This window comes from Streptomyces sp. Alt3 (assembly GCF_030719215.1).
Lineage (GTDB): Bacteria > Actinomycetota > Actinomycetes > Streptomycetales > Streptomycetaceae > Streptomyces > Streptomyces glycanivorans.
This window is the reverse complement of record NZ_CP120983.1, coordinates 2,112,565-2,138,838: the sequence shown is the minus strand read 5'-3', so window position 1 is coordinate 2,138,838 and position 26,274 is coordinate 2,112,565. Positions and strand designations below refer to the sequence as shown.

At 71.7% G+C, this 26,274-nt stretch carries 20 protein-coding genes and 1 riboswitch; of the genes, 12 read left to right on the top strand and 8 right to left on the bottom strand.

The annotated features are described in order from the left end of the window. Positions 1–22 precede the first annotated feature (22 nt). Positions 23–1,420 (bottom strand): citrate/2-methylcitrate synthase, encoded by a 1,398-nt coding sequence (locus tag P8A20_RS08970; protein ID WP_261988826.1) that lies wholly within the window; start codon positions 1,418–1,420, stop codon positions 23–25. 141 nt (positions 1,421–1,561) lie between these two features. Between P8A20_RS08970 and P8A20_RS08965 the strand changes: the two genes are divergently transcribed. Next, the gene (locus P8A20_RS08965; RefSeq protein WP_306103295.1) at positions 1,562–2,725 is read left to right on the top strand and encodes a citrate synthase/methylcitrate synthase; all 1,164 of its coding nucleotides are present in this window, start codon (positions 1,562–1,564) and stop codon (positions 2,723–2,725) included. A gap of 21 nt (positions 2,726–2,746) precedes the next feature. Next, positions 2,747–3,811 carry a CobW family GTP-binding protein gene (locus tag P8A20_RS08960; RefSeq protein WP_306103294.1) on the top strand — a complete coding sequence of 355 codons (1,065 nt, stop codon included), beginning with the start codon at positions 2,747–2,749 and terminating at the stop codon, positions 3,809–3,811. Between the two features lie 64 nt (positions 3,812–3,875). Here P8A20_RS08960 and P8A20_RS08955 read toward each other — a convergent pair whose 3' ends face one another. Beyond that, positions 3,876–6,329, bottom strand: a complete 2,454-nt coding sequence (locus P8A20_RS08955) for a DNA gyrase/topoisomerase IV subunit A (protein WP_306103293.1) — start codon at positions 6,327–6,329, stop codon at positions 3,876–3,878. A gap of 246 nt (positions 6,330–6,575) precedes the next feature. Here P8A20_RS08955 and P8A20_RS08950 point away from each other — a divergent pair, with 246 nt between their 5' ends. The 4 genes from P8A20_RS08950 to P8A20_RS08935 all read left to right on the top strand — a co-directional run bounded on the left by P8A20_RS08950 (position 6,576) and on the right by P8A20_RS08935 (position 11,463). Next, positions 6,576–7,937 (top strand): M16 family metallopeptidase, encoded by a 1,362-nt coding sequence (locus P8A20_RS08950; protein WP_147959844.1) that lies wholly within the window; start codon positions 6,576–6,578, stop codon positions 7,935–7,937. 26 nt (positions 7,938–7,963) lie between these two features. Continuing rightward, complete coding sequence (locus tag P8A20_RS08945; protein WP_147960485.1) at positions 7,964–9,346, top strand: M16 family metallopeptidase; 1,383 nt, start codon at positions 7,964–7,966, stop codon at positions 9,344–9,346. Between the two features lie 202 nt (positions 9,347–9,548). Further along, positions 9,549–9,716: riboswitch (cyclic di-AMP (ydaO/yuaA leader) on the top strand. A gap of 13 nt (positions 9,717–9,729) precedes the next feature. Next, positions 9,730–10,521 carry a M23 family metallopeptidase gene (locus P8A20_RS08940; protein ID WP_147959845.1) on the top strand — a complete coding sequence of 264 codons (792 nt, stop codon included), beginning with the start codon at positions 9,730–9,732 and terminating at the stop codon, positions 10,519–10,521. 237 nt (positions 10,522–10,758) lie between these two features. Continuing rightward, entirely contained in the window at positions 10,759–11,463 is a 705-nt protein-coding gene (locus P8A20_RS08935; protein WP_306103292.1) for a GntR family transcriptional regulator, read from the top strand. Between the two features lie 171 nt (positions 11,464–11,634). On the opposite strand, the gene P8A20_RS08930 is transcribed toward P8A20_RS08935, so the two are convergent. Then, positions 11,635–11,916, bottom strand: a complete 282-nt coding sequence (locus P8A20_RS08930; RefSeq protein WP_014153627.1) for an HPr family phosphocarrier protein — start codon at positions 11,914–11,916, stop codon at positions 11,635–11,637. A 164-nt stretch (positions 11,917–12,080) separates the two neighbouring features. Here P8A20_RS08930 and P8A20_RS08925 point away from each other — a divergent pair, with 164 nt between their 5' ends. From P8A20_RS08925 to P8A20_RS08910, 4 genes are all read left to right on the top strand, one after another. Continuing rightward, positions 12,081–14,975 (top strand): bifunctional acetate--CoA ligase family protein/GNAT family N-acetyltransferase, encoded by a 2,895-nt coding sequence (locus P8A20_RS08925; RefSeq protein ID WP_147959847.1) that lies wholly within the window; start codon positions 12,081–12,083, stop codon positions 14,973–14,975. A gap of 73 nt (positions 14,976–15,048) precedes the next feature. Next, complete coding sequence (locus P8A20_RS08920; RefSeq protein ID WP_147959848.1) at positions 15,049–15,645, top strand: DUF5998 family protein; 597 nt, start codon at positions 15,049–15,051, stop codon at positions 15,643–15,645. Then, positions 15,645–16,832, top strand: a complete 1,188-nt coding sequence (locus P8A20_RS08915) for an alkaline phosphatase family protein (RefSeq protein WP_306103291.1) — start codon at positions 15,645–15,647, stop codon at positions 16,830–16,832. Before P8A20_RS08920 ends, P8A20_RS08915 begins: the two co-directional genes overlap by 1 nt. A gap of 52 nt (positions 16,833–16,884) precedes the next feature. Next, entirely contained in the window at positions 16,885–17,535 is a 651-nt protein-coding gene (locus P8A20_RS08910) for a thymidine kinase (RefSeq protein ID WP_147959850.1), read from the top strand. A 73-nt stretch (positions 17,536–17,608) separates the two neighbouring features. On the opposite strand, the gene P8A20_RS08905 is transcribed toward P8A20_RS08910, so the two are convergent. Together P8A20_RS08905 and P8A20_RS08900 are read right to left on the bottom strand one after the other, a co-directional pair. After that, positions 17,609–18,499 (bottom strand): hypothetical protein, encoded by an 891-nt coding sequence (locus tag P8A20_RS08905; RefSeq protein ID WP_306103290.1) that lies wholly within the window; start codon positions 18,497–18,499, stop codon positions 17,609–17,611. A 578-nt stretch (positions 18,500–19,077) separates the two neighbouring features. Further along, entirely contained in the window at positions 19,078–19,854 is a 777-nt protein-coding gene (locus P8A20_RS08900) for a VOC family protein (protein ID WP_306103289.1), read from the bottom strand. A gap of 238 nt (positions 19,855–20,092) precedes the next feature. On the opposite strand from P8A20_RS08900, the gene P8A20_RS08895 reads away from it, so the two are divergent. Then, entirely contained in the window at positions 20,093–20,920 is an 828-nt protein-coding gene (locus P8A20_RS08895) for a sulfurtransferase (protein ID WP_306103288.1), read from the top strand. An 82-nt stretch (positions 20,921–21,002) separates the two neighbouring features. Here P8A20_RS08895 and sepH read toward each other — a convergent pair whose 3' ends face one another. Further along, positions 21,003–22,055, bottom strand: coding sequence for a septation protein SepH (gene sepH, locus P8A20_RS08890; RefSeq protein WP_306103287.1), 1,053 nt, complete (start codon positions 22,053–22,055; stop codon positions 21,003–21,005). 497 nt (positions 22,056–22,552) lie between these two features. Between sepH and P8A20_RS08885 the strand changes: the two genes are divergently transcribed. Then, entirely contained in the window at positions 22,553–23,605 is a 1,053-nt protein-coding gene (locus P8A20_RS08885) for a RodZ family helix-turn-helix domain-containing protein (RefSeq protein ID WP_147959852.1), read from the top strand. Positions 23,606–23,630: 25 nt separating this feature from the next. On the opposite strand, the gene P8A20_RS08880 is transcribed toward P8A20_RS08885, so the two are convergent. Both P8A20_RS08880 and P8A20_RS08875 read right to left on the bottom strand, forming a co-directional pair. Continuing rightward, positions 23,631–24,950, bottom strand: a complete 1,320-nt coding sequence (locus P8A20_RS08880) for a D-arabinono-1,4-lactone oxidase (protein ID WP_306103286.1) — start codon at positions 24,948–24,950, stop codon at positions 23,631–23,633. Beyond that, positions 24,910–26,154: an MFS transporter gene (locus P8A20_RS08875; RefSeq protein WP_306103285.1), complete on the bottom strand. Its 1,245-nt coding sequence runs from the start codon at positions 26,152–26,154 to the stop codon at positions 24,910–24,912. The genes P8A20_RS08880 and P8A20_RS08875 overlap by 41 nt, the downstream gene beginning before the upstream one ends. Positions 26,155–26,274: the final 120 nt, after the last annotated feature.

Sequence of the window (26,274 nt, the reverse complement as noted above, 5' to 3'; positions counted from 1 at the left end):
CGAGAATTTGCGTCAGCTGTAGCTAATTTGCGGGGCCGCGCCTTCGAGGTGATGCCGCCTGCGGGCCGACCGTGCCCTGGCCGGGTGCCTGCGAGCCGGCCACGTCCGTGCCTGACGTGGTCGGCAGCGGCAGCGGCAGCGGCTGGGGCGGGCGTGGTCCGACGTACAGTCCGCTCGGCCGCATCCGCAGTGGCCGTTCCGCGTACTCCTCCATCGCGTGGGCGATCCAGCCTGCTGTACGGGACACGGCGAACACCGTCTCGCCCGTCTGGGCGGGCATGCCGCACGCGACCGAGAAGACGGCCAGCGCCAGGTCGACATTGGCGTGCAGGGGTGTGTGGCGGGTGGCGGTCGCGACCACGTCACGGGCCGCCGCCATCGCCGGGGCCGCCTGTGGCATCTCGTCCAGCAGTGCGAACAGGGCGGTCGCCCGCGGATCCTCCCCGGTGTAGAGGCGGTGCCCGAGCCCGGGAACGCGTCGGCCCGCGCGCAGGTGATCCGCGACGACCGGGGCCGCGCCGCCGCGCTCCACGACCTCGGACAGCATGCGGTGCGCCGGCCCGCTCGCGGCGCCGTGCAGCGGGCCCTCCAGGACGCCCAGTCCCGCGGAGACGACGGCGTACGGGTGTGCGTGGGTCGACGCTGCGACGCGGGCCGCCAGGGTCGAGGCCGCGAGATCGTGGTCGGCCAGCAGCGCGAGCGCGGTGTCGAGCACGGTCAGCCATGCCGCGTCAGCGGGTCGTGCGGAGAGCTTCGGCCACAGGTCGGCGGCGAGCGAACCGTCGCCATCGGCCTCACTGCCGGGCTCCCCGGCTGTCGGCAGCGCGCCGACCAGAGTGGGAATCAGGCTCCGGGCGCTGTTGAGCACCCCCTCGGGCGAGAGGTCGAACCGCAGAGGATCCGCGGCCGCGGCCGCGGCGACAGCGGCCCGCAGCCGGTCCGTCGAGCTGCTGTGCCGTGGCAGTGAAGCGGCGGTGAGCCGCGCCGCCGCCAAGGACTCCGCGGCCGCCGTGAATCGGGCCCCCGGGCGGAGCTCACCCGTCCAGATCCACTCGGCGACCTCCTCGTAGCCGTGGTGGCGGGAGAGTTCGGTCGCGTCCACGCCCCGGAAGTAGTAGCGATCCGGCTCGATGAGCGTGACACCGGTGCGGAATACCAGGTCACCCGCCGCCGACGGGGGAGGTTCGCGGCGCCCGGTGCGGCGGGCCAGGGCGTCGACCTCGGCGGCGTCGAACGTGCTCCCGCGTCCGCCGGGAGTCCGCCTGCTGGCCAGTTGGCCCCGGCTCACGTACGCGTACACGGTCTCCGGCTTCACCCCGAGGCGCTCGGCCGCCTCCCGGGTGGTGAGCCTGTGTTCCGAAGGGGCCCCGTCGGTTTCCGCGTCCTGCGTGCCGGTGCGTGGCACCGCGTCATGCGTCATGGCGTCCACGGTATCCGTATCCGTTGATGGCGGATCACCTCCGACAGGGCTTTATGTTGATTCAATCAATGTTGACAGTTAGTCAGTCAATCATGGACAGTCGAATCAATGTACAGCTCATCGGCGGAGGAGAGACCTGCCATGCCTGACACGCACACGGAAACAGCCCCGCTCGACACGCCCCGGGGGCTCGCCGGCGTGATCGTCACCGACACGGGAATCGGAGACGTGCGCGGACGCGAGGGCTTCTACCACTACCGGGAGTATTCGGCGATCGAACTGGCGGAGAGCCGCAGTTTCGAGGACGTCTGGTTCCTCATGTTCTTCGGTGAGCTGCCCGGCCGTGCGGCGAGCGCCGACTTCGCCGCCCGCTCCGCCGGCCTGCGTCGGCTGCCCACCGAGGTGCGGGAGGCGCTGCCCTCGATCGCCCGCGCCGGCATGGTCTCCGGCCCGCTCGCCGGTCTGCGCACCGCCCTCTCGCTGCTCGGTGCCTCGGCCGGGTTCCGCCCGGTGTACGACATCGACGCCGGCCGACGCCGCGAGAACGCGCTTGCCGTGTCCGCCGCGGTCCCCACCGTGCTGACGTCCCTGTACCGACTCGGCCAGGGACTGGAGCCGGTCGAACCGCGCGACGACCTCCCGTTCGCGGCGAACTACCTCTACATGCTCACCGGCGAGGAGCCGGACGACGCACGGACGGCAGCCATTGAGCGCTACCTCGTCTCCACCGTCGACCACGGCTTCAACGCCTCCACCTTCACCGCCCGGGTGATCGCATCCACCGGTGCCGACGTCGCCGCCTGCCTCGTCGGAGCCGTCGGCGCGCTCTCCGGTCCGCTGCACGGCGGAGCACCCAGCCGTGCTCTGGACACCCTGGACGCGATCGGCACCCCGGACCGGATCGACGGCTGGATCCGCGAACGCGTTCTCGCGGGGGAGCGGATCATGGGATTCGGGCACCCCGTCTACCGCACCGAGGATCCGCGCTCACGCATGCTCCGCTCGGTCGCCCGGAGCTTCGGCGGCCCTCTCGTCGACTTCGCCGTGGAGGTGGAGCGACAGGTGGAGGCGATCCTCGCCGAGCTCAAACCGGGACGCGAGCTGCACACGAACGTGGAGTTCTACGCCGGTGTCGTCATGGAACTCTGCGGGCTGCCGCGTGCGATGTTCACCCCCACCTTCTGTGCCGCGCGCATGATCGGCTGGAGCGCCAATATCCTGGAGCAGGCGGAGGACTCGAAGATCATCCGTCCGGCGGCCCGCTATGTGGGGACCCCGCCCCCGCACCCCGTACCCGCACTCTGACCGACCCCGAGGAAGGCCCCGTTGACCCCGCCCCGCGCCCCGCAGATCCCGGTCGTCGTCCTGGCGGGATTCCTCGGATCAGGCAAGACGACCCTGCTCAACCATCTGCTCCGCAACAGGGCGGGCAACCGGATCGGCGTCGTCGTCAACGACTTCGGGTCCATCGAGATCGATGCCATGACCGTCGCGGGGCAGGTCGGCTCGACGGTCTCGCTGGGCAACGGCTGCATGTGCTGCGCCGTCGACGCGAGTGAGCTCGACACCTACCTGGAGACGCTGACCGCGCCGTCCGCCCGGCTCGACGTGATCGTCATCGAGGCGAGTGGTCTCGCCGAGCCCCAGGAACTCGTACGGATGCTGCTGGCCAGCGACAATCCGCACATCCGGTACGGGGGCCTGGTCGAGGTCGTCGACGCCGCCGAATTCCCTGCCACGCGGGAGCGTCACCCCGAGATCGACCGGCACCTCGCCGTCGCCGACCTGATCGTGCTGAACAAGACCGACCGGGTCACCGAGGCCGGACTGCGGGCCGTACGGGAAGCGGTGGAAACGGCGGGCGGCAGCGCTGCGGTCATCTGTTCCGCCTACGGGAGGATCGACCCGGAGCTGCTGCTCGACCCGGTGACGAGGGCCGACGAGGACGACTCCTTCCGCCAGCTGACGTTCGAGGACCTGCTCCCCGAGGCCGACCGCACGCACGCGGACCACCTGCACGCGGCCTACGACAGCGTGTCCTTCACGGCCGACGTGCCGCTCGGTCCCCGCCTCTTCATGGCGTTCCTCGACTCCAGGCCCGCAGGGCTCTACCGGATCAAGGGGTTCGTGGACTTCGGCGTGGGCGACCCCGGCAACCGGTACACCCTGCACGCCGTCGGCAGGTTCCTGCGCTTCGAACCGCAGCGCTGGGCCCGCGACGAACCGCGGCGGACCCAGCTCGTCCTGATCGGCTCCGGTATCGACGCCCACGCGCTGCACAAGGAACTCGAGGGCTGCCAGGACGCGTGGCAGGACGCCACCGAGGAGCTGGAGCGCAGCATGTGGGGCGTCCTGCGGTACGTACGACAGCCGGACGACGACGAGGCCTGAGGCGGGCCCCGCTCCCTGCGTCCGGATCAGCGAAGATCCGGACGCAGGGACCCGTCCGTCCGGTCTACTGCAGCGGCTCGGCGATCACCGAGACCTGGCTCGTCATCGGCGTCCCCGAACCGTCGCGGCGCGGATCCGGTGCGGGCAACTGGGCCGGTGCGCCGCTCTTCTGCGCCGCCAGTGCCGGGACCCGTCCGGCCCACGCGAACACCAGGACGTCCTCACCCTTGAGGAAGCGCTGGCAGCGCACCCCACCGGTGGCCCTGCCCTTGCGCGGGTACTGGTCGAACGGAGTCAGCTTCCAGGTCCGCTCGGAATCGTCGAGCGTGCCGTGCGACCCGGCGACCGTGAACACCGCGGCGTCCTCCGAGGGGTCCACCGCTGTGAACGAGAGGACCGTCGCGCCCTCCATGAGCTTGACGCCCGCCATGCCTCCTGCCGGGCGTCCCTGCGGACGCACCGAGGCCGCCGGATAGCGCAGCAACTGCGCGTCCGACGTGATGAAGACCAGATCCTCCTCGCCCGTACGCAACTGGGTCGCGCCGACGATCCGGTCACCGTCCTTCAGCGAGATGACCTCCAGCTCGTCCTTGTTGGCGGGGTAGTCGGGCACCACACGCTTCACCACCCCCTGCAGGGTGCCGATGGCCAGCCCGAGCGCCTCCTCGTCCAGCGTGGTGAGACAGATCAGCTGCTCGTCCGCCTCCAGCGTGAGGAACTCCGCGACCGGGGCCCCGCCCGACAGGTTCGGAGCCGCATGGGTGTCCGGCAGCTGCGGCAGGTCGATCACCGAGAGCCGGAGCAGGCGTCCGGTCGACGTCACCGCCCCCACGTCGCCGCGTGCCGTGGCCGGGACGGCCGACACGATCGCGTCGTGCTTCGCACGCCTGGCGTCCTCGGTCTGTTCGAGCGGCTCGGCGTTGGCCGTACGGGCGAGCAGGCCGGTCGAGGAGAGGAGCACCTGGCACGGGTCGTCGGCGACCTCCAATGGCACCGAGGCGACCTGCGAACCCGCGGACTCCAGCAGCACCGTGCGTCGGTCGGTGCCGAACTTCTTCGCCACCGCGGCCAGTTCGGACGAGACCAGCTTGCGCAGCTCCGCGTCCGACTCCAGGATCGCCGTCAGCTCCGCGATCTCCTGGGAGAGCCTGTCGCGCTCGGTCTCCAGCTCGATCCTGTCGAAGCGCGTCAGCCTGCGCAGCGGGGTGTCCAGGATGTACTGGGTCTGGATCTCGCTCAGCGAGAAGCGCTCCATCAGGCGCTCCTTCGCCTGCGCGGAGTTGTCGCTGTCCCGGATGAGACGGATGACCTCGTCGATGTCGAGCAGCGCCACGAGGAGGCCCTCGACCAGGTGCAGCCGGTTGCGGCGCTTGGTCCTGCGGAACTCGCTGCGCCGGCGCACCACGTCGAAGCGGTGGTCGAGGTAGACCTCCAGGAGCTCCTTGAGCCCGAGGGTGAGCGGCTGCCCGTCGACCAGCGCGACGTTGTTGATGCCGAAGGACTCCTCCATCGGCGTCAGCTTGTAGAGCTGCTCCAGAACGGCCTCCGGCACGAAGCCGTTCTTCACCTCGATCACCAGACGCAGGCCGTGCGCCCGGTCCGTGAGGTCCTTGACGTCCGCGATGCCCTGGAGCTTCTTCGAACCGACCAGGTCCTTGATCTTGGCGATCACCTTCTCCGGGCCGACGCTGAAGGGCAGTTCGGTGACGACGAGGCCCTTGCGGCGGGCCGTGACGCTCTCTATGGCGACCGTGGCACGGATCTTGAACGTGCCGCGGCCGGATGCGTACGCGTCCTTGATGCCGCCGAGGCCGACGATCCTGCCTCCGGTGGGCAGGTCGGGGCCGGGGACGAAGCGCATCAGCGTCTCGAGGTCGGCGCCCGGGTGCCTGATCAGGTGGCGGGCGGCGGCGATGACCTCGCCGAGATTGTGCGGGGGCATGTTGGTCGCCATGCCGACCGCGATCCCGGAAGCGCCGTTGACCAGGAGGTTCGGGTACGCCGCCGGGAGGACGACCGGCTCCTGCTCCTGGCCGTCGTAGTTCGACTGGAAGTCGACGGTGTCCTCGTCGATCGACTCCGTCATGAGTGACGTGGCGTCGGCCATCCGGCACTCGGTGTACCGCATCGCGGCGGGCGGGTCGTCGTTGCCCAGAGAGCCGAAGTTGCCGTGCCCGTCCACGAGGGGCAGGCGCATCGAGAACGGCTGTGCCATGCGCACCAGTGCGTCGTAGATCGACGCGTCACCGTGCGGGTGGAGTTTGCCCATCACTTCGCCGACCACGCGTGCGCACTTCACGTAGCCGCGGTCGGGGCGCAGTCCCATCTCGTTCATCTGGGACACGATGCGGCGGTGCACGGGCTTCATGCCGTCGCGGGCGTCGGGCAGAGCCCTGGAGTAGATCACCGAGTACGCGTACTCGAGGAAGGAGCCCTGCATTTCGTCGACGACGTCGATGTCGAGGATCTTCTCCTCGAAGTCGTCCGGCGGCGGGGTTTTCGTGCTGCGGCGGGCCATCGCGGCTGCGACTCCTTCACAGATTCTGTCGGGCAACCTCAGGTTCTGACGCCGACCATTGTGGACCGCCGCACCGACAACCCCGACCTCGACCCGTCCGAAGCGGCCCCCGGGCCCTGCACGGAGCCCCTGATTACGGCAGCATCTACGACAACATTCACCCGACGGGAACTTCGCCAGGTGCCCGTGCGCTTGCCTAGAGTGGCAGGTCCGGCAGGAAATCCTGTACCGATCGAAGGGACGTACATGCCCATGGGTCACACGGCCACAGCCCAGGCCGGTTCCGGCGGCTTGACGGCGACCGAGCACCGCTTGGCCAACGGCCTGCGCGTGGTGCTCTCCGAGGACCATCTGACCCCCGTCGCCGCGGTCTGCCTCTGGTACGACGTCGGCTCCCGGCACGAGGTCAAGGGACGCACGGGACTGGCTCACCTTTTCGAGCACCTGATGTTCCAGGGCTCGGGCCAGGTCAAGGGGAACGGGCACTTCGAGCTGGTGCAGGGGGCCGGTGGTTCCCTGAACGGCACGACCAGCTTCGAGCGCACCAACTACTTCGAGACGATGCCCACGCACCAGCTGGAGCTGGCCCTGTGGCTCGAGGCCGACCGGATGGGCTCGCTGCTCGCCGCGCTCGACGAGGAGTCCATGGAGAACCAGCGGGACGTCGTGAAGAACGAGCGCCGCCAGCGCTACGACAACGTCCCGTACGGCACGGCCTTCGAGAAGCTCACCGCGCTCGCCTACCCGGAGGGCCACCCGTACCACCACACGCCGATCGGCTCGATGGCCGACCTGGACGCGGCGACCCTGGAGGACGCCCAGGCGTTCTTCCGGACGTACTACGCGCCGAACAACGCGGTCCTCTCCGTCGTCGGGGACATCGACCCGGAGCAGACGCTCGCCTGGATCGAGAAGTACTTCGGTTCCATCCCCTCCCACGACGGCAAGCAGCCCCCGCGCGACGGCGCGCTGCCCGGCATCATCGGCGAGCAGCTGCGCGAAGTGGTCCGGGAGGAGGTCCCCGCGCGTGCGCTGATGGCCGCGTACCGCCTGCCGCAGGACGGTACGCGCGAGTGCGACGCCGCGGACCTGGCGCTGACCGTGCTCGGCGGCGGTGAGTCGTCCAGGCTGCACAACCGCCTGGTCCGCCGTGACCGTACGGCCGTCGCCGCCGGGTTCGGGCTCCTCAGGCTGGCCGGTGCGCCCTCGCTGGGCTGGCTGGACGTCAAGACGTCCGGCGGTGTCGAGGTGCCGCAGATCGAGTCGGCCGTCGACGAGGAACTGGCCCGCTTTGCCGAGGAGGGCCCGACTCCGGAGGAAATGGAGCGGGCGCAGGCGCAGTTGGAGCGCGAGTGGCTCGACCGGCTGGGCACGGTCTCCGGCCGCGCGGACGAACTGTGCCGGTACGCCGTCCTGTTCGGTGACCCCCAGCTCGCCCTGACCGCAGTGGGTCGCGTCCTGGACGTGACGGCCGACGAGGTCAAGGCCGCCGCCCGGGCGCACCTGCGCCCCGACAACCGTGCGGTCCTGGTCTACGAGCCGGTCGAACCGGCCGATGAGACCGACGGGGCCGAAGGCACCGACGCGCACGAGGGGGCCGACAAGTGACCGACGCCGCCGTGACTGGAGTAGCGATGGAGTACCACCCGCAGCCGACCGCCGGCGAGGCCCGGCCCTGGGCCTTCCCCGCACCCGAGCGGGGCGCCCTGCCCAACGGGCTGACCGTGTTGCGCTGTCACCGGCCGGGCCAGCAGATCGTCGCCGTGGAGATCTTCCTCGACGCCCCGCTGGACGCCGAGCCCGAGGGGCTGGACGGTGTGGCCACGATCATGGCGCGCGCACTGTCCGAGGGCACCGACAAGCGCTCCGCGGAGGAGTTCGCCGCCGAGCTGGAGCGGTGCGGCGCCACGCTGGACGCCCATGCGGACCACCCGGGCCTCCGCGTCTCCCTGGAGGTCCCGGTCTCCCGGCTGGCCAAGGCCCTCGGCCTCGTCGCCGAGTCCCTGCGGGCCCCGGCCTTCGCGGAGAGCGAGATCGAGCGGCTGGTGGGCAACCGGCTCGACGAGATCCCGCACGAGCAGGCCAACCCGGCCCGCCGGGCCGCCAAGCAGCTCTCCAAGGAGCTCTTCCCCGCCACGGCGCGGATGTCGCGTCCGCGCCAGGGCACGGAGGAGACGGTCCGCCGGATCGACGCCGCCGCCGTACGCGCCTTCTACGACGCCCATGTCCGCCCGTCCACCGCGACGGCGGTCGTCGTCGGCGACCTCACCGGGGTGGACCTGGACGCGCTCCTCGCCGACACCGTGGGGGACTGGTCGGGCAACGCCGGCCAGGCCCGGCCCGTCCCCCCGATCACCGCGGACGACACCGGCCGCGTGGTCATCGTGGACCGTCCCGGAGCCGTGCAGACGCAGCTGCTGATCGGCCGCATCGGCGCGGACCGGCACGACAGCGTGTGGCCCGCCCAGGTCCTCGGCACGTACTGCCTGGGTGGCACGCTGACCTCGCGGCTGGACCGCGTGCTGCGTGAGGAGAAGGGCTACACCTACGGCGTGCGGGCCTTCGGGCAGGTGCTTCGCTCGACTGCGCCGGGTTCCTCCTCCGGGGCGACCGGCGCCGCGATGCTCGCCATCAGCGGCTCGGTCGACACGGAGTCCACCGGTCCCGCGCTGGACGACCTGTGGAAGGTCCTGCGCACCCTGGCGGCCGAGGGCCTCACCGACGCCGAACGCGAGACTGCGGTGCAGAACCTCGTGGGCGTCGCCCCGCTGAAGTACGAGACGGCGGCCTCCGTCGCGGGCACCCTCGCCGACCAGGTGGAGCAGCACCTTCCGGACGACTACCAGGCCGAGCTGTACGCCCGCCTGGCCGCGACCGGCACGGTCGAGGCGACCGCCGCCGTGGTCAACGCGTTCCCCGTCGACCGGCTCGTCACCGTCCTGGTCGGGGACGCCGCGCAGATCGCGGAGCCTGTCAGGGCGCTCGGAATCGGCGAGGTGTCCGTCGTCAGCGGCTGACTGAAGCCGACAGAACAGGACATGGCGGAACCCCGGCGGGCGTGTGCTCGCCGGGGTTCCGTCATGTGTCCGTTTCGAGGTCTATAGCGTCATTCATCCTGTGGGATGTGCGACAAAAGACCCTTTCCGTTTGGTGAGGGAAAGCGCCCCGCTCTAGCGTCGGCCCGGCTGTCCGCCGGACGATTGCCGCGCCCGCGGCGCCGGACAGTCATCGCCGAGTCCCCGTCAGGCGCGAGCCTGGGGAGCCGGGGACCCACGAAGTCCCTGGGGTGAATCGGATCTCCGTGCCTCGTCAGAGGCCCGGCGGCCCGTAGGAGACCTTCCTGCTCCGAACCCGTCAGCTAACCCGGTAGGCGAGAAGGAAGGAAAGGACCAGCCACTCCATGGCGTTCATCCGTGCCACCGGGAAGCACCGTGCCCCGAGCCGACTGACGCGCAAGAGCGCCAAGGTCGCCGGCATCGCGGCCCTGGCCACCACCGGCGTCATCGGCGCCACGGCCTCCCCGGCTCTCGCCGCGGACTCCGAGGTCACCGCCGGCAGCACCGGCCTCACCCAGACCGTCGCCCTCGACACCACCCTCGCCGCCCAGATCGAGGCCCAGGCGAAGGCCCAGAAGCACCAGGCCGAAGTCGCCGCGAAGGCCGCGGCCGAAGCCAAGGCGAAGGCGGAGGCGAAGGCCGAGGCCGAGCGCAAGGCCGAGGCCCGCGCCAAGGAGGCCCGCGAGGAGAAGGCGCGTGCCGCCCGCGCCGCCGAGCGCGCCCGGCTGAACGCCTTCCACCTGCCGGTCGCCGGATCCCACGTCACCACCGGATACAAGTCCGGCGGCGCTCTCTGGTCCTCCGGTAGCCACTCCGGCGTGGACTTCCAGGCCGCTTCCGGCAGCTCCGTCGTCGCCGTCGGCGCCGGCACGGTCGTCGAGGCCGGCTGGGGCGGCGCGTACGGCAACAACATCGTGCTCAAGATGAAGGACGGCACGTACACCCAGTACGGCCACCTCTCCTCGATCGGCGTCTCCGTCGGTCAGAGCATCGGATCGGGCGAGCAGATCGGCCTCTCCGGCTCGACCGGCAACTCCACCGGTCCGCACCTGCACTTCGAGGCCCGCACCACCCCCGAGTACGGCTCGGACATGGACCCCGTCGCCTACCTCCGTGCCCACGGCGTCCAGGTCTGACCCCACGCAGCAGGACACAGCGCCCGCACGGACGCGACGAAGGCCCCGGCATCTGCCGGGGCCTTCGTCGCGTCAGCGCCAAAGCGCGCGCGCCGGAGCCCTCGCGGAAGTGCTGCCTGGCCAGAAGATATCCATGGATTCCACCCCGCCGTCGGAAATTCGGGCCGGTTGCAATAGAGTCACGGAACAGGCGTCGATCGGCCGCGTTTTCGCGGGGATTAAGGCGGAGGTTCGGACATGCGCATTCCCGCGCATTCGGTATGCACGGCAATCCGTGACGACATCGTCTCCGGTGTCTACGAGCGGGGCAGCCGCCTCACCGAAGAGGTGCTCGCGCGTCGGTACGGGGTCTCCCGCGTTCCCGTGCGTGAGGCGCTGCGCACTCTGGAGTCCGAGGGGTTCGTCGTCACCCGCCGGCACGCCGGTGCCTGTGTCGCCGAGCCCACGGAGCAGGAGGCCGCGGATCTCCTGGAGATGCGCATGCTCCTGGAGCCCCTCGGTGCCGCCCGAGCCGCGCAGCGTCGCACCGAGGCGCATCTCAAGGTGCTCCGTGGCCTGGTCAGACTGGGGCAGGAGCGGGTACGCAGAGGCGAGGGGGAGGATCTGCGTTCCCTGGGAGGCTGGTTCCACGAGACGCTCGCCCAGGCGTCGGGCAGTCCCTCGCTGATCGCGCTCCTCACCCAACTCCGGCACAAGATCGCCTGGATGTACGCCGTCGAACAGCCGGTCCGTCCCGCCGACTCGTGGGCCGAGCACGGCGCCCTCGTCGACGCCGTGGCGCGTCGTGACGCGGAGCGGGCCCGGGTGCTCGCCGCCCAGCACGCGGAGCGGGCCACCGCCGCCCACCGGCTGCGGCGCGCGGACCGCCCGGCACGCGCTGCGGGCACGGCCCGGGTGAGGACTTCGCAACACCCCGTAAACATCGCGGGAGTCCGCCATTAACAATTGCGCCGTATACAAAGAAGGTAATTATCGAAGGGCTTTCTTTTTGCTGCCCTGATTCAGGTGTTTCCGGGTGCCGTATGTGCCGGGTCGGGAAACAGGGAAAGCCGCGGATCCCCTGAGGGATGCCGCGGCTTTCCGCAGGAAAATTCCGGCGCGAAGTGGCCGGGATCAGACGGTCTCCGGGAGCTCCTCGAGCCCCTCCGCCACCAGCTTCGCCAGACGGTCCAGGGCGACCTCGGCGTTGTCGGCCTCGGACGCGAGCACGATCTCCTCGCCGCCCTGGGCGCCCAGGCCGAGCACCGCGAGCATCGACGCGGCGTTGACCGGGTTGCCGTCGGCCTTGGCGATCGTCACGGGGACGCCGGAGGCCGTGGCGGCACGGACGAAGATGGAAGCGGGGCGGGCGTGCAGGCCCTCGGCCCAACCGACGTTGACGCGGCGCTCAGCCATGGTTCTGCCCTTCACGTAACGATGAGTTGTCTAGACCAGTCTCTCATGCGGTGCGGACTGCTGTGCCGGGCACCGCAAGCCGGTCGCCCACCGCCCGCCGGCTCCCCAGCGTGCCCCTGCCACCGCCCCACCGCGACCGGTGCCCCGGGCCGTAGGCTTTGCCCATGGAGCCCACTCCGGAGCAGAGTCCGCATCACGCGTACCCCGACCACTGGGAGGCGGACGTGGTGCTCCGCGACGGTGGCACCGCGCGCGTCAGGCCCATCACCACGGACGACGCCGAGCGGCTGGTCAGCTTCTACGAGCAGGTGTCCGACGAGTCGAAGTACTACCGCTTCTTCGCTCCGTATCCGCGTCTCTCCGCCCGGGACGTGCACCGCTTCACCCATCACGACTACGTCGACCGGGTGGGGCTGGCCGTCACGATCGGCGGCGAGTTCATCGCCACCGTCCGCTTCGACCGGATCGACGACCGGGGCAGGCCCGCCTCCGCCCCCGCGGACGAGGCGGAGGTCGCCTTCCTCGTGCAGGACGCCCACCAGGGCCGCGGCGTGGCCTCGGCCCTCCTCGAACACATCGCGGCGGTCGCCAGGGAGCGGGGCATCCGCCGCTTCGCGGCCGAGGTGCTGCCCGCCAACAACAAGATGATCAAAGTGTTCCGGGACGCCGGGTTCACCCAGCAGCGGAGCTTCGAGGACGGCTCGGTCCACCTCACCCTCGACCTGGAACCCACGGCCGAGTCGCTCGCCGTCCAGCGCGCCCGCGAACAGCGTGCCGAAGCACGTTCGGTCCAGCGGCTGCTGGCCCCCGGGTCCGTCGCCGTCATCGGCGTCGGCCGTGCGCCCGGCGGCGTCGGCCGGACCGTGCTGCGCAACCTCCTCGGTTCCGGCTTCACCGGGCGCACGTACGCGGTGAACACGTCGTTCGCCGAAGACCTCGGCACGGTCGAGGGGGTGCCCGCCCACCGCTCCGTGGGCGGGATCGGCGAGCAGGTGGACCTCGCGGTCGTCGCCGTCCCGGCCGACCGGGTGCCCGAGGTCGTCGCCGACTGCGGGGAACACGGTGTCCAGGGAGTAGTCGTGCTCTCCGCCGGCTACGCCGAGCGCGGCGCGCAAGGGCGGGACCGGCAGCGGGAACTGGTGCGGCAGGCGCGCTCGTACGGCATGCGCATCATCGGCCCGAACGCCTTCGGCATCATCAACACCTCCGACGCGGTCCGCCTCAACGCCTCCCTCGCCCCCGAATCACCCAAGGCCGGGCGCATCGGACTCTTCACCCAGTCCGGAGCCATCGGGATCGCCCTCCTGTCCGGGCTCCACCGCCGGGGCGCCGGACTGTCGGCCTTCATCTCCGCGGGCAACCGGGCCGACGTCTCGGGCAACGACTTCCTGCAGTACTGGTACGAGGACCAGGACACCGATGTCGCCCTGCTGTACCTCGAATCACTCGGCAACCCACGCAAGTTCACCCGGCTCGCCCGGCGGACCGCCGCCGTGAAGCCCGTGGTCGTGGTGAAGGGCGCCCGGCACAGCGGTACCAATCCGCCGGGCCACGCCGTACCCGTCAGCCGTATCCCCGACGCGACGGTCTCCGCGCTGATGCGTCAGGCGGGCGTGATCCGCGTCGACACCGTGACGGAGATGGTCGACGTCGGCCTGCTCCTCGCCGGCCAGCCCCTGCCGGACGGTCCCAGGGTGGCGATCCTCGGCAACTCCGAGTCGCTCGGCCTCCTCACCTACGACGCCTGCCTGGCCGAAGGGCTGCGCCCGCGCCCGCCCCGCGACCTCACCACGGAGGCGAGTCCGCAGGACTTCCGGCGCGCACTGGCCGAGGCGCTCGCCGACCGCACCTGCGACGCCGTGATCGTCACCGCGATCCCCTGGGTCGGTGAGAACGGCGAAGCGCTGACCGGCGAGGGCGAGGTCCTGGCGGCCGCCCTGCGTGAGGCGGCGTCCACCGGGCCCGGGAAGCCGGTGGCGGTGGTGCACGTGGAGATGGGCGGCCTGGCACAGGCCCTCGCCGCCGCCACGAGCACGGCCGCTCGGCCCAGCACGGCCGCTCGGCCCGGGCCGCAGCCGGCCGCTCCGGACCCGCAGGCGCAGACCTCCGCCCCGGCCACGCCCGGCGAGGACGCCGCGGCCACGAACGGCGCGGGCCCCACCGACGGCACCGGGCCCTCCGCCGGGCGGATTCCCGCCTACCCCGCCGCCGAGCGAGCCGTCCGCGCGCTGGCCGAGGTGGTGAAGTACGCCCAGTGGCGCCGCCACGCGGCAGCTCCCGGCAAGGTGCCCGAATTCCTCGACGAGACCATCGACGAGCACGGCACCGCCGAGCTGATCGAGACGCTCCTCGGCCCGGACCCCGACCCCCGTGGCCGCCCCCTCACCCACGACGAGGCGCGCGAACTGCTCGCCCGCTACGGAGTGTCCGTACGGCCGGCGCTTCCCGCACCCGACCCGGAGGCCGCCGTCGCAGCCGCCGCGAAGCTCGGCTATCCGGTCGCCCTCAAGACCACCGCACCCCATCTGAGGCATCGGGCCGACCTCGGTGGTGTCCGGCTCGACCTCGTCAACGAGAACGCCCTGCGCAGGGCGTACGACGAACTCACCGAGCTGCTCGGCACGCCCGCCGAACTCCGGCCCGTCGTCCAGGCCATGGTCCCCAGGGGCGTCGACACCGTCGTCAGGGCGACCATCGACGCGGCTGCCGGTGCCGTCCTCTCCTTCGGCCTGGCCGGTGCGCCTTCCGAGCTGCTGGGCGACACGGCCCACCGCCTGGTGCCAGCCACCGACCGTGACGTCGCCGAGCTGATCCGGTCCATCAAGGCCGCTCCGGTGCTGTTCGGCTGGCGTGGCGCCGCTCCGGCGGACACCGCGGCGCTCGAAGAGCTGCTCCTGAGGGTGTCGCGGCTGGTCGACGATCACCCCGAGGTGGTCTCGGTCGCCCTGGAACCCGTCGTCGTGGCCACACAGGGCCTGACGGTCCTCGGGGCGAGCGTCCGGCTGGCCCCGCCGCCCGCCCGCAGCGATCTCGGCCCCCGCCGGCTCCCCAGCTACTGACCGGGCAGGGGCCCGCGAGTGAACGTGCGCACGGAGTCCCCGGCAGTCACCGGCCCCCCGTAGGATGGTCTGCATGGCAAAGACCGGTACGACGACCCAGGGGCTGCGCGCGGCGATCGAGCGCAGCGGCTACTACCCGGCCCTCGTGGCCGAGGCGGTGGAGGCCGCCGTCGGCGGGGAGCCGGTCGCTTCGTACCTGGTGCACCAGGAGACCACCTTCGACTCCAACGAGGTCCGCCGCCACGTCACGGTCCTCGTCCTGACGGACACCCGCTTCATCGTGAGCCACACCGACGAGCAGGCCGCCGACACGAGCTCCCCGACGCCGTACGCCACGACGTCCACCGAGTCGGTCAAGCTCGACCGGATCTCGTCCGTCGTGGTCAGCCGCGTGGTCGCCAACCCCGAGAAGTACGTGCCCGGCACGCTGCCCCGCGAGGTCGTCCTGACCATCGGCTGGGGTGCCGTCTCCCGTATCGACCTCGAACCCGCGGCCTGCGGCGACCCCAACTGCGAGGCCGACCACGGCTACACCGGCAGCTCCACCGCCGACGACCTGAGCCTCCGTGTCAGCGAGGCCGGGGACGGCCCGGACACGGTGCGCCAGACCCTTGCCTTCGCCCAGTCCCTCTCCGAGGCCACGGCCGCGACAGCGCCGACCGCCCGCTGATGGTCCAGCCCGCCTGGCAGGACCCCGTCCTGCTCGCACCCGAGGCCGCGCCCGCTCCCGAGTACGGCGCAGGCTCGCTCGCGGACCTGCTGCCGACGCTCGCCGCTGGGCAGGGCGTACCCGGCTTCGAGGCGATGATCCCGGAGCTCACCCCCGCCGACCGGAACTGCGTCTTCCTGATCGACGGGCTCGGCTGGGAGCAGATCAAGGCCCACCCGGACGAGGCCCCTTTTCTGCATTCGCTGCTCCCCACCTCCCGCGGCGGCACCGGCCGGCCGATCACCTCGGGCTTCCCGTCGACCACGGCGACCTCGCTCGCCTCGGTCGGTACGGGCCTCGCCCCGGGCGAGCACGGCCTTCCCGGCTACACGGCGCGCAACCCGGAAACGGGCGCGCTGATGAACCAGCTCCGCTGGAAGCCGTGGACCGAGCTCAAGGCCTGGCAGCCGTACCCGACGGTCTTCCAGCTGGCCGACGCGGCAGGCGTACGCACGGCACAGGTCTCCGCCCCCGGCTTCGAGCAGACCCCCCTGACCAAGGTCGCGCTCAGCGGTGGCTCCTTCCTGGGCCGCCTCACCGGCGAGGACCGGATGGACCTCGCCGCCGAGCGGCTCGCCGCCGGTGACAGGTCGCTCGTCTACACGTACTACAGCGAGGTCGACGGCCAGGGGCACCGCTTCGGCGTCGACTCGGACGCGTGGCGCGGCCAGCTCATGTACGTCGACGGCCTCGCCCGGCGCCTCGCCGAGCAGCTGCCTCCCCGTTCGGCGCTGTACATCACCGCCGACCACGGCATGATCGACATCCCGTTCGACGAGGAGTCACGTATCGACTTCGACGAGGACTGGGAGCTGAGCGCCGGAGTCGCCCTGCTGGGCGGCGAGGGCCGTGCCCGACACGTCTACGCGGTCCCCGGCGCCCAGGCGGACGTGCTGACCGTCTGGCGCGAGGTGCTCGGCGAGCAGTTCTGGGTGGCGAGCCGCGACGAGGCCATCGCGGCGGGCTGGTTCGGCCCGAGGATCGACGAGCGGGTGTACGGCAGGATCGGCGACGTGGTGGCGGCCGCGCACGACGACGTGGTGATCACCGCTTCGGCCAAGGAGCCCCACGAGTCCGCGATGGTGGGCATGCACGGTTCGCTGACCCCCGTGGAACAGCTGGTCCCGCTCCTCGAAGTACGCTCGTAGCCGACGTTTTCCGTTCCCCACACCCCCCACTTCGAAAGGCGCCTACCTCCTCATGCCCGAGCTCGTGTTCTTCTCCGGAACGATGGATTGCGGAAAGAGCACGCTGGCTCTCCAGATCGCCCACAACCGGTCGGCACGCGGTCTGCAGGGCGTGATCTTCACCCGGGACGACCGGGCGGGGGAGGGGAAGCTGTCCTCCCGGCTGGGTCTGGTGACGGAAGCTGTCGAGGCCGCCCCGGGGATGGATCTCTACGGCTACCTCGTGAGCCGGATGTCCCGCGGTGACAAGGTCGACCACGTGATCGTGGACGAGGCCCAGTTCCTCGCCCCCGAGCAGATCGACCAGCTGGCCCGTGTGGTCGACGAGCTCGGTCTGGACGTGTTCGCCTTCGGCATCACCACCGACTTCCGCACCAAGCTCTTCCCCGGCTCGCAGCGTCTGATCGAACTGGCGGACCGTCTGGAGACGCTCCAGGTCGAGGCGATGTGCTGGTGCGGTGCCCGCGCCACGCACAACGCCCGGACGGTGGGCGGGGTCATGGTGGTCGAGGGGGAGCAGGTCGTCGTCGGTGACGTGGACCGCCCGGCCGCGGACATCGGCTACGAGGTCCTCTGCCGCCGCCACCACCGCCGCCACATGACGAGCGCCGCGTCCCACGCGGGCGCGCTGTCCCCGGACGTGCTGCCGGTCAACCACGGCTGACCGCGAGCCGGCCGGGGAACCTGTCGTCGACCGTGCGAGGTGACCGGGGGCGAGGACGTGACCTCGCACACCCTCAGTCGCGCAGGGACACGCCCCGGCGGGTGCGGAGGCGGTCGATCTCCCACCAGGCCAGAGCCGTCACCGAGAGCGGCCCGGCGAGGAACACGCATACCTGTACCGGTGGCGGACCGGGCGGCAGTCCTCCGGTACAGAGGCCCACGATCGCGAACTCCCAGACCACCACCCCGGTGAGCAGGGCGGGTAGCGCCGCGTGCACCTGCGCGCTGTTGAAGCCGCTTCGCACGGCGCGTCCGGTGGAGAACAGCATGAAGAGCATCACCCACGTCGTCAGCAGGAACGACAGGAACGTGACGGGTGCGAACAGCATGGCGAGGTCCTCGGGGACCACCGGTGCGGTGGCGATCACCAGCACGGTGGCGAGCGGTGACACCGCGAGTGCTCCGAGATACCACAGAGCGGACCGCCTCGCTGTGCGCAGCGGAAGCCGCATACGCTCCCGCGCCTGCGGCGAGGCCATGCGGTGGACCAGCGCGACCACCACGGGACCGCTCACGAGCAGCAGCCACGGGGTGACGGCCAACCTCATGAAGTACTGCTCCTGCGCCTGACCGAGATCCTCGGCCTCGCCGTACACGACGAGAACGAGGACCGACACGACGACAGCGATCCAGGCCCGCGCCCTCTGCGCGCGGGCCACTTCGGGATCTTCATGGTGACGGTACCCCGACGCGGGGAAGAGGCGACGTGCCCTGATCCGGGCGGAGCGGGCCAGGGGGTAGAGCACCAGCAGAGGCAGCGTCAGCCCCCAGGTGCAGGGAAAGGCCAGCACTGCCCACACCCAGCCGTGGACGGTCGGCCGTCCGCCCCTCAACATCTCTGCGAGGGTGGGCCATTCGTCCTCGCGCAGTCGGCTCCACAGCGAGGCGGGCGCACGCGGGGGCACGTACGGGTGGGGTCCCTGGGGCCGAGGCCCGGTCCACTGCGGCGGAACGTAGGGCCGGGGCGGCGGAGGGGGGACTTGGGGCCGAGGGGCGTGCGCGGGTGGCGGAGGCACGGGGCTCCGGGGAGGCCGGGACGGTGGCTGCGGGTGGCCCCGGTCAGGTGGCCGGGACGGTGGCTGCGGGCTGGGTCCCCCGAAACTCATGCTGCGTTCCTCCCGGGTGATGCGGTGATCCAAGGTGATCAGGCCCGGTCGACCGGGCCAGGAGGACCGGAGCGACGTCGAACCGCGGACCAGCAGGCGACATGCACATGATCGTGGGTGCCCGTCACCGGCTACAACACCTTTGATTCCGGACCCCGGAGACGCTCCGTGCCTCGGCGGCTTTCCGAAGGCCGGGTGCCGGACGTCTCGGTGCCCGTACCGGCCAAGTGCCGGCCGTCCCGATGTCCGTACCGGTGGGCGGAGTGGGCGAGCGGGCCAACCACGGGGTGTGCCGACCGAGTTGACCGGCGGAGTGCCCGTGGCGCCCGATCCCCGGCCCGCCCCGCCCCGCCCCCGTGCCGCAGTCCGGGGTCCGCTCAACTCCCCGGCGGCCGGACGATCGTGAAGACGGCGCCCTCCGGGTCCGCCACCGTGGCCAGCCGGCCGCTGGAGGCCTCCCGCGGCGGCTGCAGGACGTGCCCGCCGAGCTCCACCACCCGCGCCGCCGCCTCGTCCGTGTCGGCGACCTGGAAGTAGGTCATCCAGTGCGGGCCCCGGTCGCGTGGCAGGCCGTGTCCCACACCGTGCAGGGCGGCCACCGGGCGGCCCTGGAGGTGGAGTGTCTGGTAGTCGAAGTCGGCCGATACGACCGCCTCGGTCTCGAACCCGAACACGGCCTGGTAGAACTTGGCGACCGACGCCGTCTCCCGGGTCACCAGTTCGTTCCAGACCGGGGTGCCCGGTGTTCCCGCGAGGGCCGTGCCGAGGTGCTCCGCGGCCTGCCAGGCACCGAAGACGGCGCCGCTCGGGTCGGACGCGAGCAGCAGACGCCCGGCCTCCCCGGCGTCGAGGGGACCGACGGCCACCGTCCCGCCGCAGGAGCGGATCGCCTCCGCGGTGACGTCCGCGTCCTCGGTGGCGAGGTAGGTCGTCCAGGCGATCGGGAGGTGCCGGTCGGGTGGGAGCTGTCCGATGCCCGCGACCTCCTTGCCGTCGAGCAGCGCCCGGACGTACGGCCCCAGCTGTTCGGGTCCGGGCTGGAACTCCCAGCCGAACAGCCTGCTGTAGAACTCCTGTGTCGCGGACAGGCCGTGCACGATCAGACTCACCCAGCACGGTGCTCCGGGCGTGCGCCGGGTGGCAGCCTCGGTCATCTTCTTCTCTCTCCTCGTACCATCGGGGTCGCCGTACGGGGGGACGGGGCCTGCACGGCGTCCAGCGGTACGGATACGGGTGCGTACGCTCCGTGCAGATGCTCGCACCACTGAGGCCCGGAGGCACCCCGGCCGCGCCGCGTTTTCCGGCTTCCGCTCACGCCGGGGACCGATTTGGCGCGGTACATCCTATTCGGTGTGGCTGATCTCGGACGGCCCCTGGGCGAAGATGGCACCCATGAAGCCCATCATCACCGAATCCGAATACATGAGCGAGTCGGCGGGGCCCAGGCCTCCGGTGCTCCTGGACGTCCGCTGGCAGCTCGGTGGGCCGAACGGCCGCGCCGACTACGAGGCCGGCCACATCCCGGGCGCGGTGTTCGTCGATCTCGACTCCGAACTCGCGGGCCCGGCCGGTACCGGCGGCCGGCACCCCCTGCCGGACCCGGAGGTGTTCGGGGCCGTCATGCGGCGGGCCGGGGTCGGCCGCAGGAGCCCCGTGGTCGTCTACGACGGCGGTCAGGGCTGGGCGGCCGCCCGTGCGTGGTGGCTGCTGCGCTGGACCGGGCACCTCGACGTCCGTGTGCTGGACGGCGGTCTCGCGACATGGACCGGTGAGCTCTCCACCGGCATCCCCAAGCCCGAGGAGGGCGACTTCCGGCCGCAGCCGGGTGCGGTCGGCCTCCTGGACGCGGACGGCGCCGCGGAGCTCGCCCGCTCCGGACTGCTGCTCGACGCCCGGGCCGCGGAGCGCTACCGCGGGGACGTGGAGCCCATCGACCGTGTCGGCGGCCACATCCCGGGCGCGGTGTCCGCCCCGACCACACAGAACGTCGACGAGGACGGGCGATTCCTGCCCGCAGGCTCACTCGCCGCCCGGTTCTCGGACCTGGGCGCCGACGGCACCACCGAGGTCGGTGTCTACTGCGGCTCCGGCGTCTCCGGTGCCCACGAGGTGCTGGCGCTGGAGCTCGCGGGACACCGGGCCGCCCTCTACGCCGGGTCCTGGTCGGAGTGGTCCTCCGACGAGTCCCGCCCCGTCGCCACGGGCCCGGAGCCGGTCTGACCCCGTCGGCGCCTGAACGGAGCGAGGGCCCGTACGCCACTGCGTACGGGCCCTCCTCGTGGTGCGGTCGCCGGACCGGCGCTCAGTCCTGCTTCTTCCGGCGTGTGCCGAAGACGATCTCGTCCCAGCTCGGAACCGCCGCCCGGCGGCCCGGCCGTACACCGTCGGCCTCGGCCTGGCGGTCCGTCGTCCCCGTCAGCCGGTCGCGGTGGCCCGCCACGGCACGAGGCATCAGCACATCGGCGTACGCGGAACCCGCACCGGCCGCCGCGGCCGGGGGCTCGTCCGCCTCCGGCTCCTGCTGCGGCGCGGGCTCGAGCGCGGGAGGCTCCGGCTGCGACGGCCGCTCCGGTACGACCATGTCGCCGCGGAAGCTCGGCACTGCCTCCAGCAGGCTGGTCAGCGAGTCGCGCTCACCGGCGGACACGCCGCTCACGCGCTCCTCCGGCTCCGGGGGTGCTGGACGCTCGATCTGACGGTCCAGGGAACGGTCCAGCGGCCGGTCCCGCGGCAGCCGTGCGATCCGGGGCACGAACGGGAAGCTCGGCTCCGGGGCCGCGACGTCGTCGGACTCGCCGATCAGCGAGCGCGCCTCCTCGTCAACGGCCTGGACCAGGCGCCGCGGCGGGTCGTACGTCCAGCTCGCGGAGTGCGGTTCGCCCGCGACGCGGTAGACCAGGAGGACCTCCCAGGTGCCGTCGTCACGGCGCCAGGAGTCCCACTGGACGGTCTCCCTGTCGGCTCCGCGCAGCAGCAGACGCTCCTGCACGGCCTCGCCGAGCTGGGGTCCGGTGTTCTCGCCGGGACGACGCACAGGAGTCTTCCGGGCACGCTCGGCCATGAACGCGCGCTCCGCGAGCACCGGGCCCTCGAAGCGCCGCACCCGGTCCACCGGGATACCCGCGAACTGGGCGACCTCCTCGGCGGAGGCGCCGGCACGTATACGCGCCTGGATGTCGCGGGGGCGGAGATGGCTCTCCACCTCGATCTCGATCTGGCCGAGCCGGGCGCGGTCGTTGCGCACGGCGGCACGCAGCCGTTCGTCGATCGGAAGCGTGTACTCCGTGCTGTCCGCAGCCTTGAGCACCAGTCGTGTGCCGTCGTTCGAGACGGCCACGACACGCAGTTCGGGCATGGGAACCTCCCGGGTGGTGCCTGCCGACGTCACGTGCGTCGCTGCTTCCGCTAGTCGAGTGTGACCTGCCCGGGTTCAGCCTGCCACAACCTTGCCAAGTTACCCGGCGTGTCGGGCCTTGGCCCTGGAACGCCACGATGGCACGGTCACCTGGTTACGACGCGGAGCGACCGTTTGGTTGCTCCATGTAGCAGGCGCCCGTGCGATGCCGCGGCGCCGCCGGTTCGGGGGCTTCCTTCGGCCCCCTCCCGTAGGTCCGGGACACCCGTGCGGGAGTCCGGCCCCAGGGCTCGTCACAGTACTCCATTCGGGCCACCTGGGTGGACCGGCGCGCCGCCGAAGTTCTCACCGCGCACGGGAGTTGGGTTACCCCGTTGTTCGCGGTATGCCCCCGATGCGTGTGCTGCTTCACAAAATCTCCAGAATCGGAACTATCTGATTCGCTCAAATGTCCCTTCCTGGTGCAAGGTGGGCTAGTTGTCGAGCAGGGACAGATCATGGTGCAGAAGCCGCAGAGTGATGCGGAACGCAAGGAAAGGCGCATAGATCTGAGCCTGCCCCAGGTCGCGGGCAGTGCCGTCGCGGCGGTGGCGGCGGCGGTGATGGCCTCGCAGCTCGGTGTGTACGGGACGATCGCCGGCGCGGGCGTGATGAGTGTGGTGGCCACCTGCGGAGGTTCGGTCTTCCAGCACTTCTTCCGTCGTACGGGGGAGCAGATCCGCGAGGTCACCGTCCAGGTGAAGCACCCGGCGGGCCGTCAGGTGACCGTGCACACCAAGGAGAGGTCTCCCGCGTCACGGCGCCCCGAGGACGACGCCACGCGATTGCTGGGAGCCGTGGGGCGGTCCGTGCCCGCGGAAACGGACCGTACGACGGTGCTGCGCACGGTGGAGCGGAGCGGCGACGCGGGCGCGGACCGCACGACGGTCCTGCGGCAGTTCCGGCCGGGCGGGCCGGCTCCCGGCGAGGGACCCACGGCAGCCCCGACTCCCGGTGAGGGGGCTCCCGGCTCCGACGCCTCCACGGACGACACCTGGTCCGACGCCCGTACTCACGGCACCCGCGTCCGCGGCTGGAAGCGGTCGGCCCTCGCGGCGACCGGGGTCTTCGTCCTGTCGATGGCCGGCATCACCGTGTACGAAATGGTCTCCGGCCACGACCTGGGGGGCGACGGGCGGACGACCATCAGCTCCGTCGTCGGCGGGGGTCATGGCGGGTCGACCTCACCGTCGCCCTCGACCTCGGGAGGTGCGGACCGGGAGGACGGCTCGGACCAGGAGGACGACGGGTCCGTGCCTGACAGCGGGAGCACGACGACGCCCGGCACCGACGCGGACCGGGGCGGGAGCGCGCAGCCCGAGCCCTCCGGCGACGGCTCGGCCGACGAACCCGCCCCCACGCCCTCGGCGTCCGGCGGCGCCTCGGCGCCTGCGACCGTCACCCCGACCACGCCGGGGGCGGACGGCACCACTCCTGCGTCGCCGGATCCGACCGGCGCCGACGAGGTCCCGGACCAGCAGGGCGGGGCCGGGGCGGACACGGACCGGTGATCGGGTCCGGCCCGCCCGCGGGCACTCACTCCCCGAGCACGCGCCGCAGGTAGTCGTTGGCGAAGAGCCGGTCCGGGTCGAGCCGGTCGCGTACGGCGGTGAACTCGCCGAACCGGGGATAGGCGCCGGCCAGATAGCCGGAGTCCCTGGTGTGGATCTTGCCCCAGTGCGGGCGCCCGTCGTAGCCGGTCATGATCCGCTCGACGGCCGTGAAGTACGCCTGGTGCGGCGTGCCCCGGTACATGTGCACCGCGATGTAGGCGCTGTCCCGGCCCGAGGCGGTGGAGAGCGCCATGTCGTCCGCCGGCGCCGTGCGGACCTCCACGGGGAAGCTGATGCGCAGCGGTGACCGTTCGACCATGGCCCTGAGCTCGCGCAGGGCGTCGACCGCCGCCTCGCGCGGCACGGCGTACTCCATCTCGACGAAGCGCACCCGCCTGGGGCTGGTGAAGACCTTGTACGGGATGTCGGTGTACGTACGGGCCGACAGGGCGCGGCTGGAGATCCTGGCCATGGACGGAATGGCGGCGGGGACGGCCCGGCCGACCGCGCAGGCGACCTGGAAGATCCCGTTGGAGAGGAGCTCGTCCTCGATCCAGCCGCTGACCCGCCCGGGCGGAGCGGCGGGGCCGGCGCTGCGGTTGTTGCGCTTGGTGTTGCAGTTGCCGGTGTGCGGGAACCAGTAGAACTCGAAGTGCTCGTTCTCCGTGACCAGCTGATCAAAATCGGATGTGACCCGGTCGAAGGTCATCGGCTCCTCGCGGGCGGTCAGAAGGAAGACCGGTTCCACGGCGAGCGTCACCGCGGTCACCACGCCCAGCGCGCCGAGCCCGACGCGGGCCGCCGCGAAGACCTCCGGGTGCTCGTCGGCCGAGCAGCGCAGGACCGTGCCGTCGGCGGTGACCAGCTCGAGCGCCCGGATCTGCGCGGATATCGACGCCGAGTCCCGGCCGGTGCCGTGGGTGCCCGTGGACGTAGCCCCGGCGACCGTCTGCTCCATGATGTCGCCCATGTTGGTGAGGGAGAGCCCCTCACGGGCGAGCGCGGTGTTCAGACGCTTCAGCGGGGTCCCGGCCTCCACCGTCACGGTCATCGCCTCGCGGTCGACGGCGCGGATGCCGGTGAGCAGGTCCGGGCGCACGAGGACCCCGTCGGTGGCCGCGGCCGCGGTGAAGGAGTGTCCGGTTCCGACGGGCTTGACCGTGAGCCCGTCCTCGGACGCCCTGCGGAGCACGTCGGCGAGCTCGTCGACGGACGCGGGGGACTCCACGCGTGCGGGCCGGGCGGTGACGTTGCCCGCCCAGTTACGCCACGTGTTCGCCGTCCGTGCGTAGGTGTCGGTCATCTTCCCCGCGCCCTCCCGTAGGCGCCGGCTCCGCCAGCCGGCGATACCCCAGGAGCGCCACCGCGGCCGCGAGCGCTCCCGCCACGGCGGGCACCGCGTACCCCGCCTCGGCCCCGGAGGCGTCGACCACCCAGCCGGCGGCGGACGAGCCGAGCGCCACTCCGACGGCGAGTCCGGTACTGGTCCAGGTCATGCCCTCGGTCAGCTGGGTACGCGGTACGTGCTGTTCGACGAGGGCCATGGTGGTGACCATCGTCGGTGCGATGGCGAGGCCCGCGACAAAGAGCGCCACGGCCAGGAACGGCAGGCTCCCGGCCAGTTGGAGGGGGATCATACTCACGGCCATCGCGCACACCCCCACCAGCCACCTGGTGGACGGCTTCCCCTTGAGGTGGAGCAGGCCGAAGACTGCTCCGGCGAGACATGAGCCCAGGGCGTAGACCGCGAGGACGAGGCTGGCCGCCGCCTTGTGACCGCGCTCCTCTGCGAAAGCCACAGTCACCACGTCCACCGCGCCGAAGATCGCCCCGGTGGCGACGAACGTGAGGACCAGCACCTGGAGCCCCGACGACCGGAGCGCCGAGCCGCCGGTGTGGTGCTCCTTCGGGTGCGGCCTGGGTTCGGTGGCGCGCTGCGCCGTCAGCCAGAAGACGCCCACCACCAGGAACCCGCCGGCCAGCAGTGGCCCCGCCTCCGGGAACCACGCGGTGGACAGACCGATGGAGACGATGGGGCCGAAGATGAAGCACACCTCGTCGACGATCGACTCCCAGGAGTACGCGGTGTGCAGCTGCCGCCCGGACCCCCGGTAGATCTCGGCCCAGCGGGCCCTGACCATCGACCCCACGCTCGGGACGCACCCGGCGCCCGCGGCGAAGACGAACAGCGTCCAGTCCGGGAGCCGCTGCTGGGCGCAGACCAGCAGCCCGGCGACCGAGGCGGCGGCGAACAGCGTGACCGGGCGCAGGACGCGGCGCTGCCCGTAGCGGTCGACCAGCCGGGACACCTGCGGTCCCATGACCGCCGCCGCCATCGCGAGCGTCGCGGAGAGCGCGCCCGCCAGCCCGTAACGGCCGGTGAGCTGGGAGACCATCGTCACCACACCGATCCCCATCATGGAGAGCGGCATCCGGCCGAGGAGTCCGGCCGTCGAGAAGGCCAGGGTTCCGGGTGCGGCGAAGATGGCGCGATAGGGGCTGGGCAAGGTGTAGCTCCGATGAAGCCTGTCAGGTGTGCAGAGGGCTGACACAGCTTACGGGTGGCCGGTGAGGCCGGACGCCGGCCGACGGCGGGTGCCGCGCTGTCGGAGGCGGGTGGCAGGATC

Coding starts and splice junctions, on each gene's coding strand:
- P8A20_RS08885 (WP_147959852.1), top strand. CDS start 22,553: ATGGTGCAGAAGCCGCAGAGTGATGCGGAACGCAAGGAAAGGCGCATA.
- P8A20_RS08930 (WP_014153627.1), bottom strand. CDS start 11,916: ATGGCTGAGCGCCGCGTCAACGTCGGTTGGGCCGAGGGCCTGCACGCC.
- P8A20_RS08895 (WP_306103288.1), top strand. CDS start 20,093: ATGAAGCCCATCATCACCGAATCCGAATACATGAGCGAGTCGGCGGGG.
- P8A20_RS08920 (WP_147959848.1), top strand. CDS start 15,049: ATGGCAAAGACCGGTACGACGACCCAGGGGCTGCGCGCGGCGATCGAG.
- P8A20_RS08955 (WP_306103293.1), bottom strand. CDS start 6,329: ATGGCCCGCCGCAGCACGAAAACCCCGCCGCCGGACGACTTCGAGGAG.
- P8A20_RS08900 (WP_306103289.1), bottom strand. CDS start 19,854: ATGACCGAGGCTGCCACCCGGCGCACGCCCGGAGCACCGTGCTGGGTG.
- P8A20_RS08935 (WP_306103292.1), top strand. CDS start 10,759: ATGCGCATTCCCGCGCATTCGGTATGCACGGCAATCCGTGACGACATC.
- P8A20_RS08880 (WP_306103286.1), bottom strand. CDS start 24,950: ATGACCGACACCTACGCACGGACGGCGAACACGTGGCGTAACTGGGCG.
- P8A20_RS08925 (WP_147959847.1), top strand. CDS start 12,081: ATGGAGCCCACTCCGGAGCAGAGTCCGCATCACGCGTACCCCGACCAC.
- P8A20_RS08965 (WP_306103295.1), top strand. CDS start 1,562: ATGCCTGACACGCACACGGAAACAGCCCCGCTCGACACGCCCCGGGGG.
- P8A20_RS08910 (WP_147959850.1), top strand. CDS start 16,885: ATGCCCGAGCTCGTGTTCTTCTCCGGAACGATGGATTGCGGAAAGAGC.
- P8A20_RS08945 (WP_147960485.1), top strand. CDS start 7,964: ATGGAGTACCACCCGCAGCCGACCGCCGGCGAGGCCCGGCCCTGGGCC.
- P8A20_RS08915 (WP_306103291.1), top strand. CDS start 15,645: ATGGTCCAGCCCGCCTGGCAGGACCCCGTCCTGCTCGCACCCGAGGCC.
- P8A20_RS08940 (WP_147959845.1), top strand. CDS start 9,730: ATGGCGTTCATCCGTGCCACCGGGAAGCACCGTGCCCCGAGCCGACTG.
- P8A20_RS08950 (WP_147959844.1), top strand. CDS start 6,576: ATGCCCATGGGTCACACGGCCACAGCCCAGGCCGGTTCCGGCGGCTTG.
- sepH (WP_306103287.1), bottom strand. CDS start 22,055: ATGCCCGAACTGCGTGTCGTGGCCGTCTCGAACGACGGCACACGACTG.
- P8A20_RS08970 (WP_261988826.1), bottom strand. CDS start 1,420: ATGACGCATGACGCGGTGCCACGCACCGGCACGCAGGACGCGGAAACC.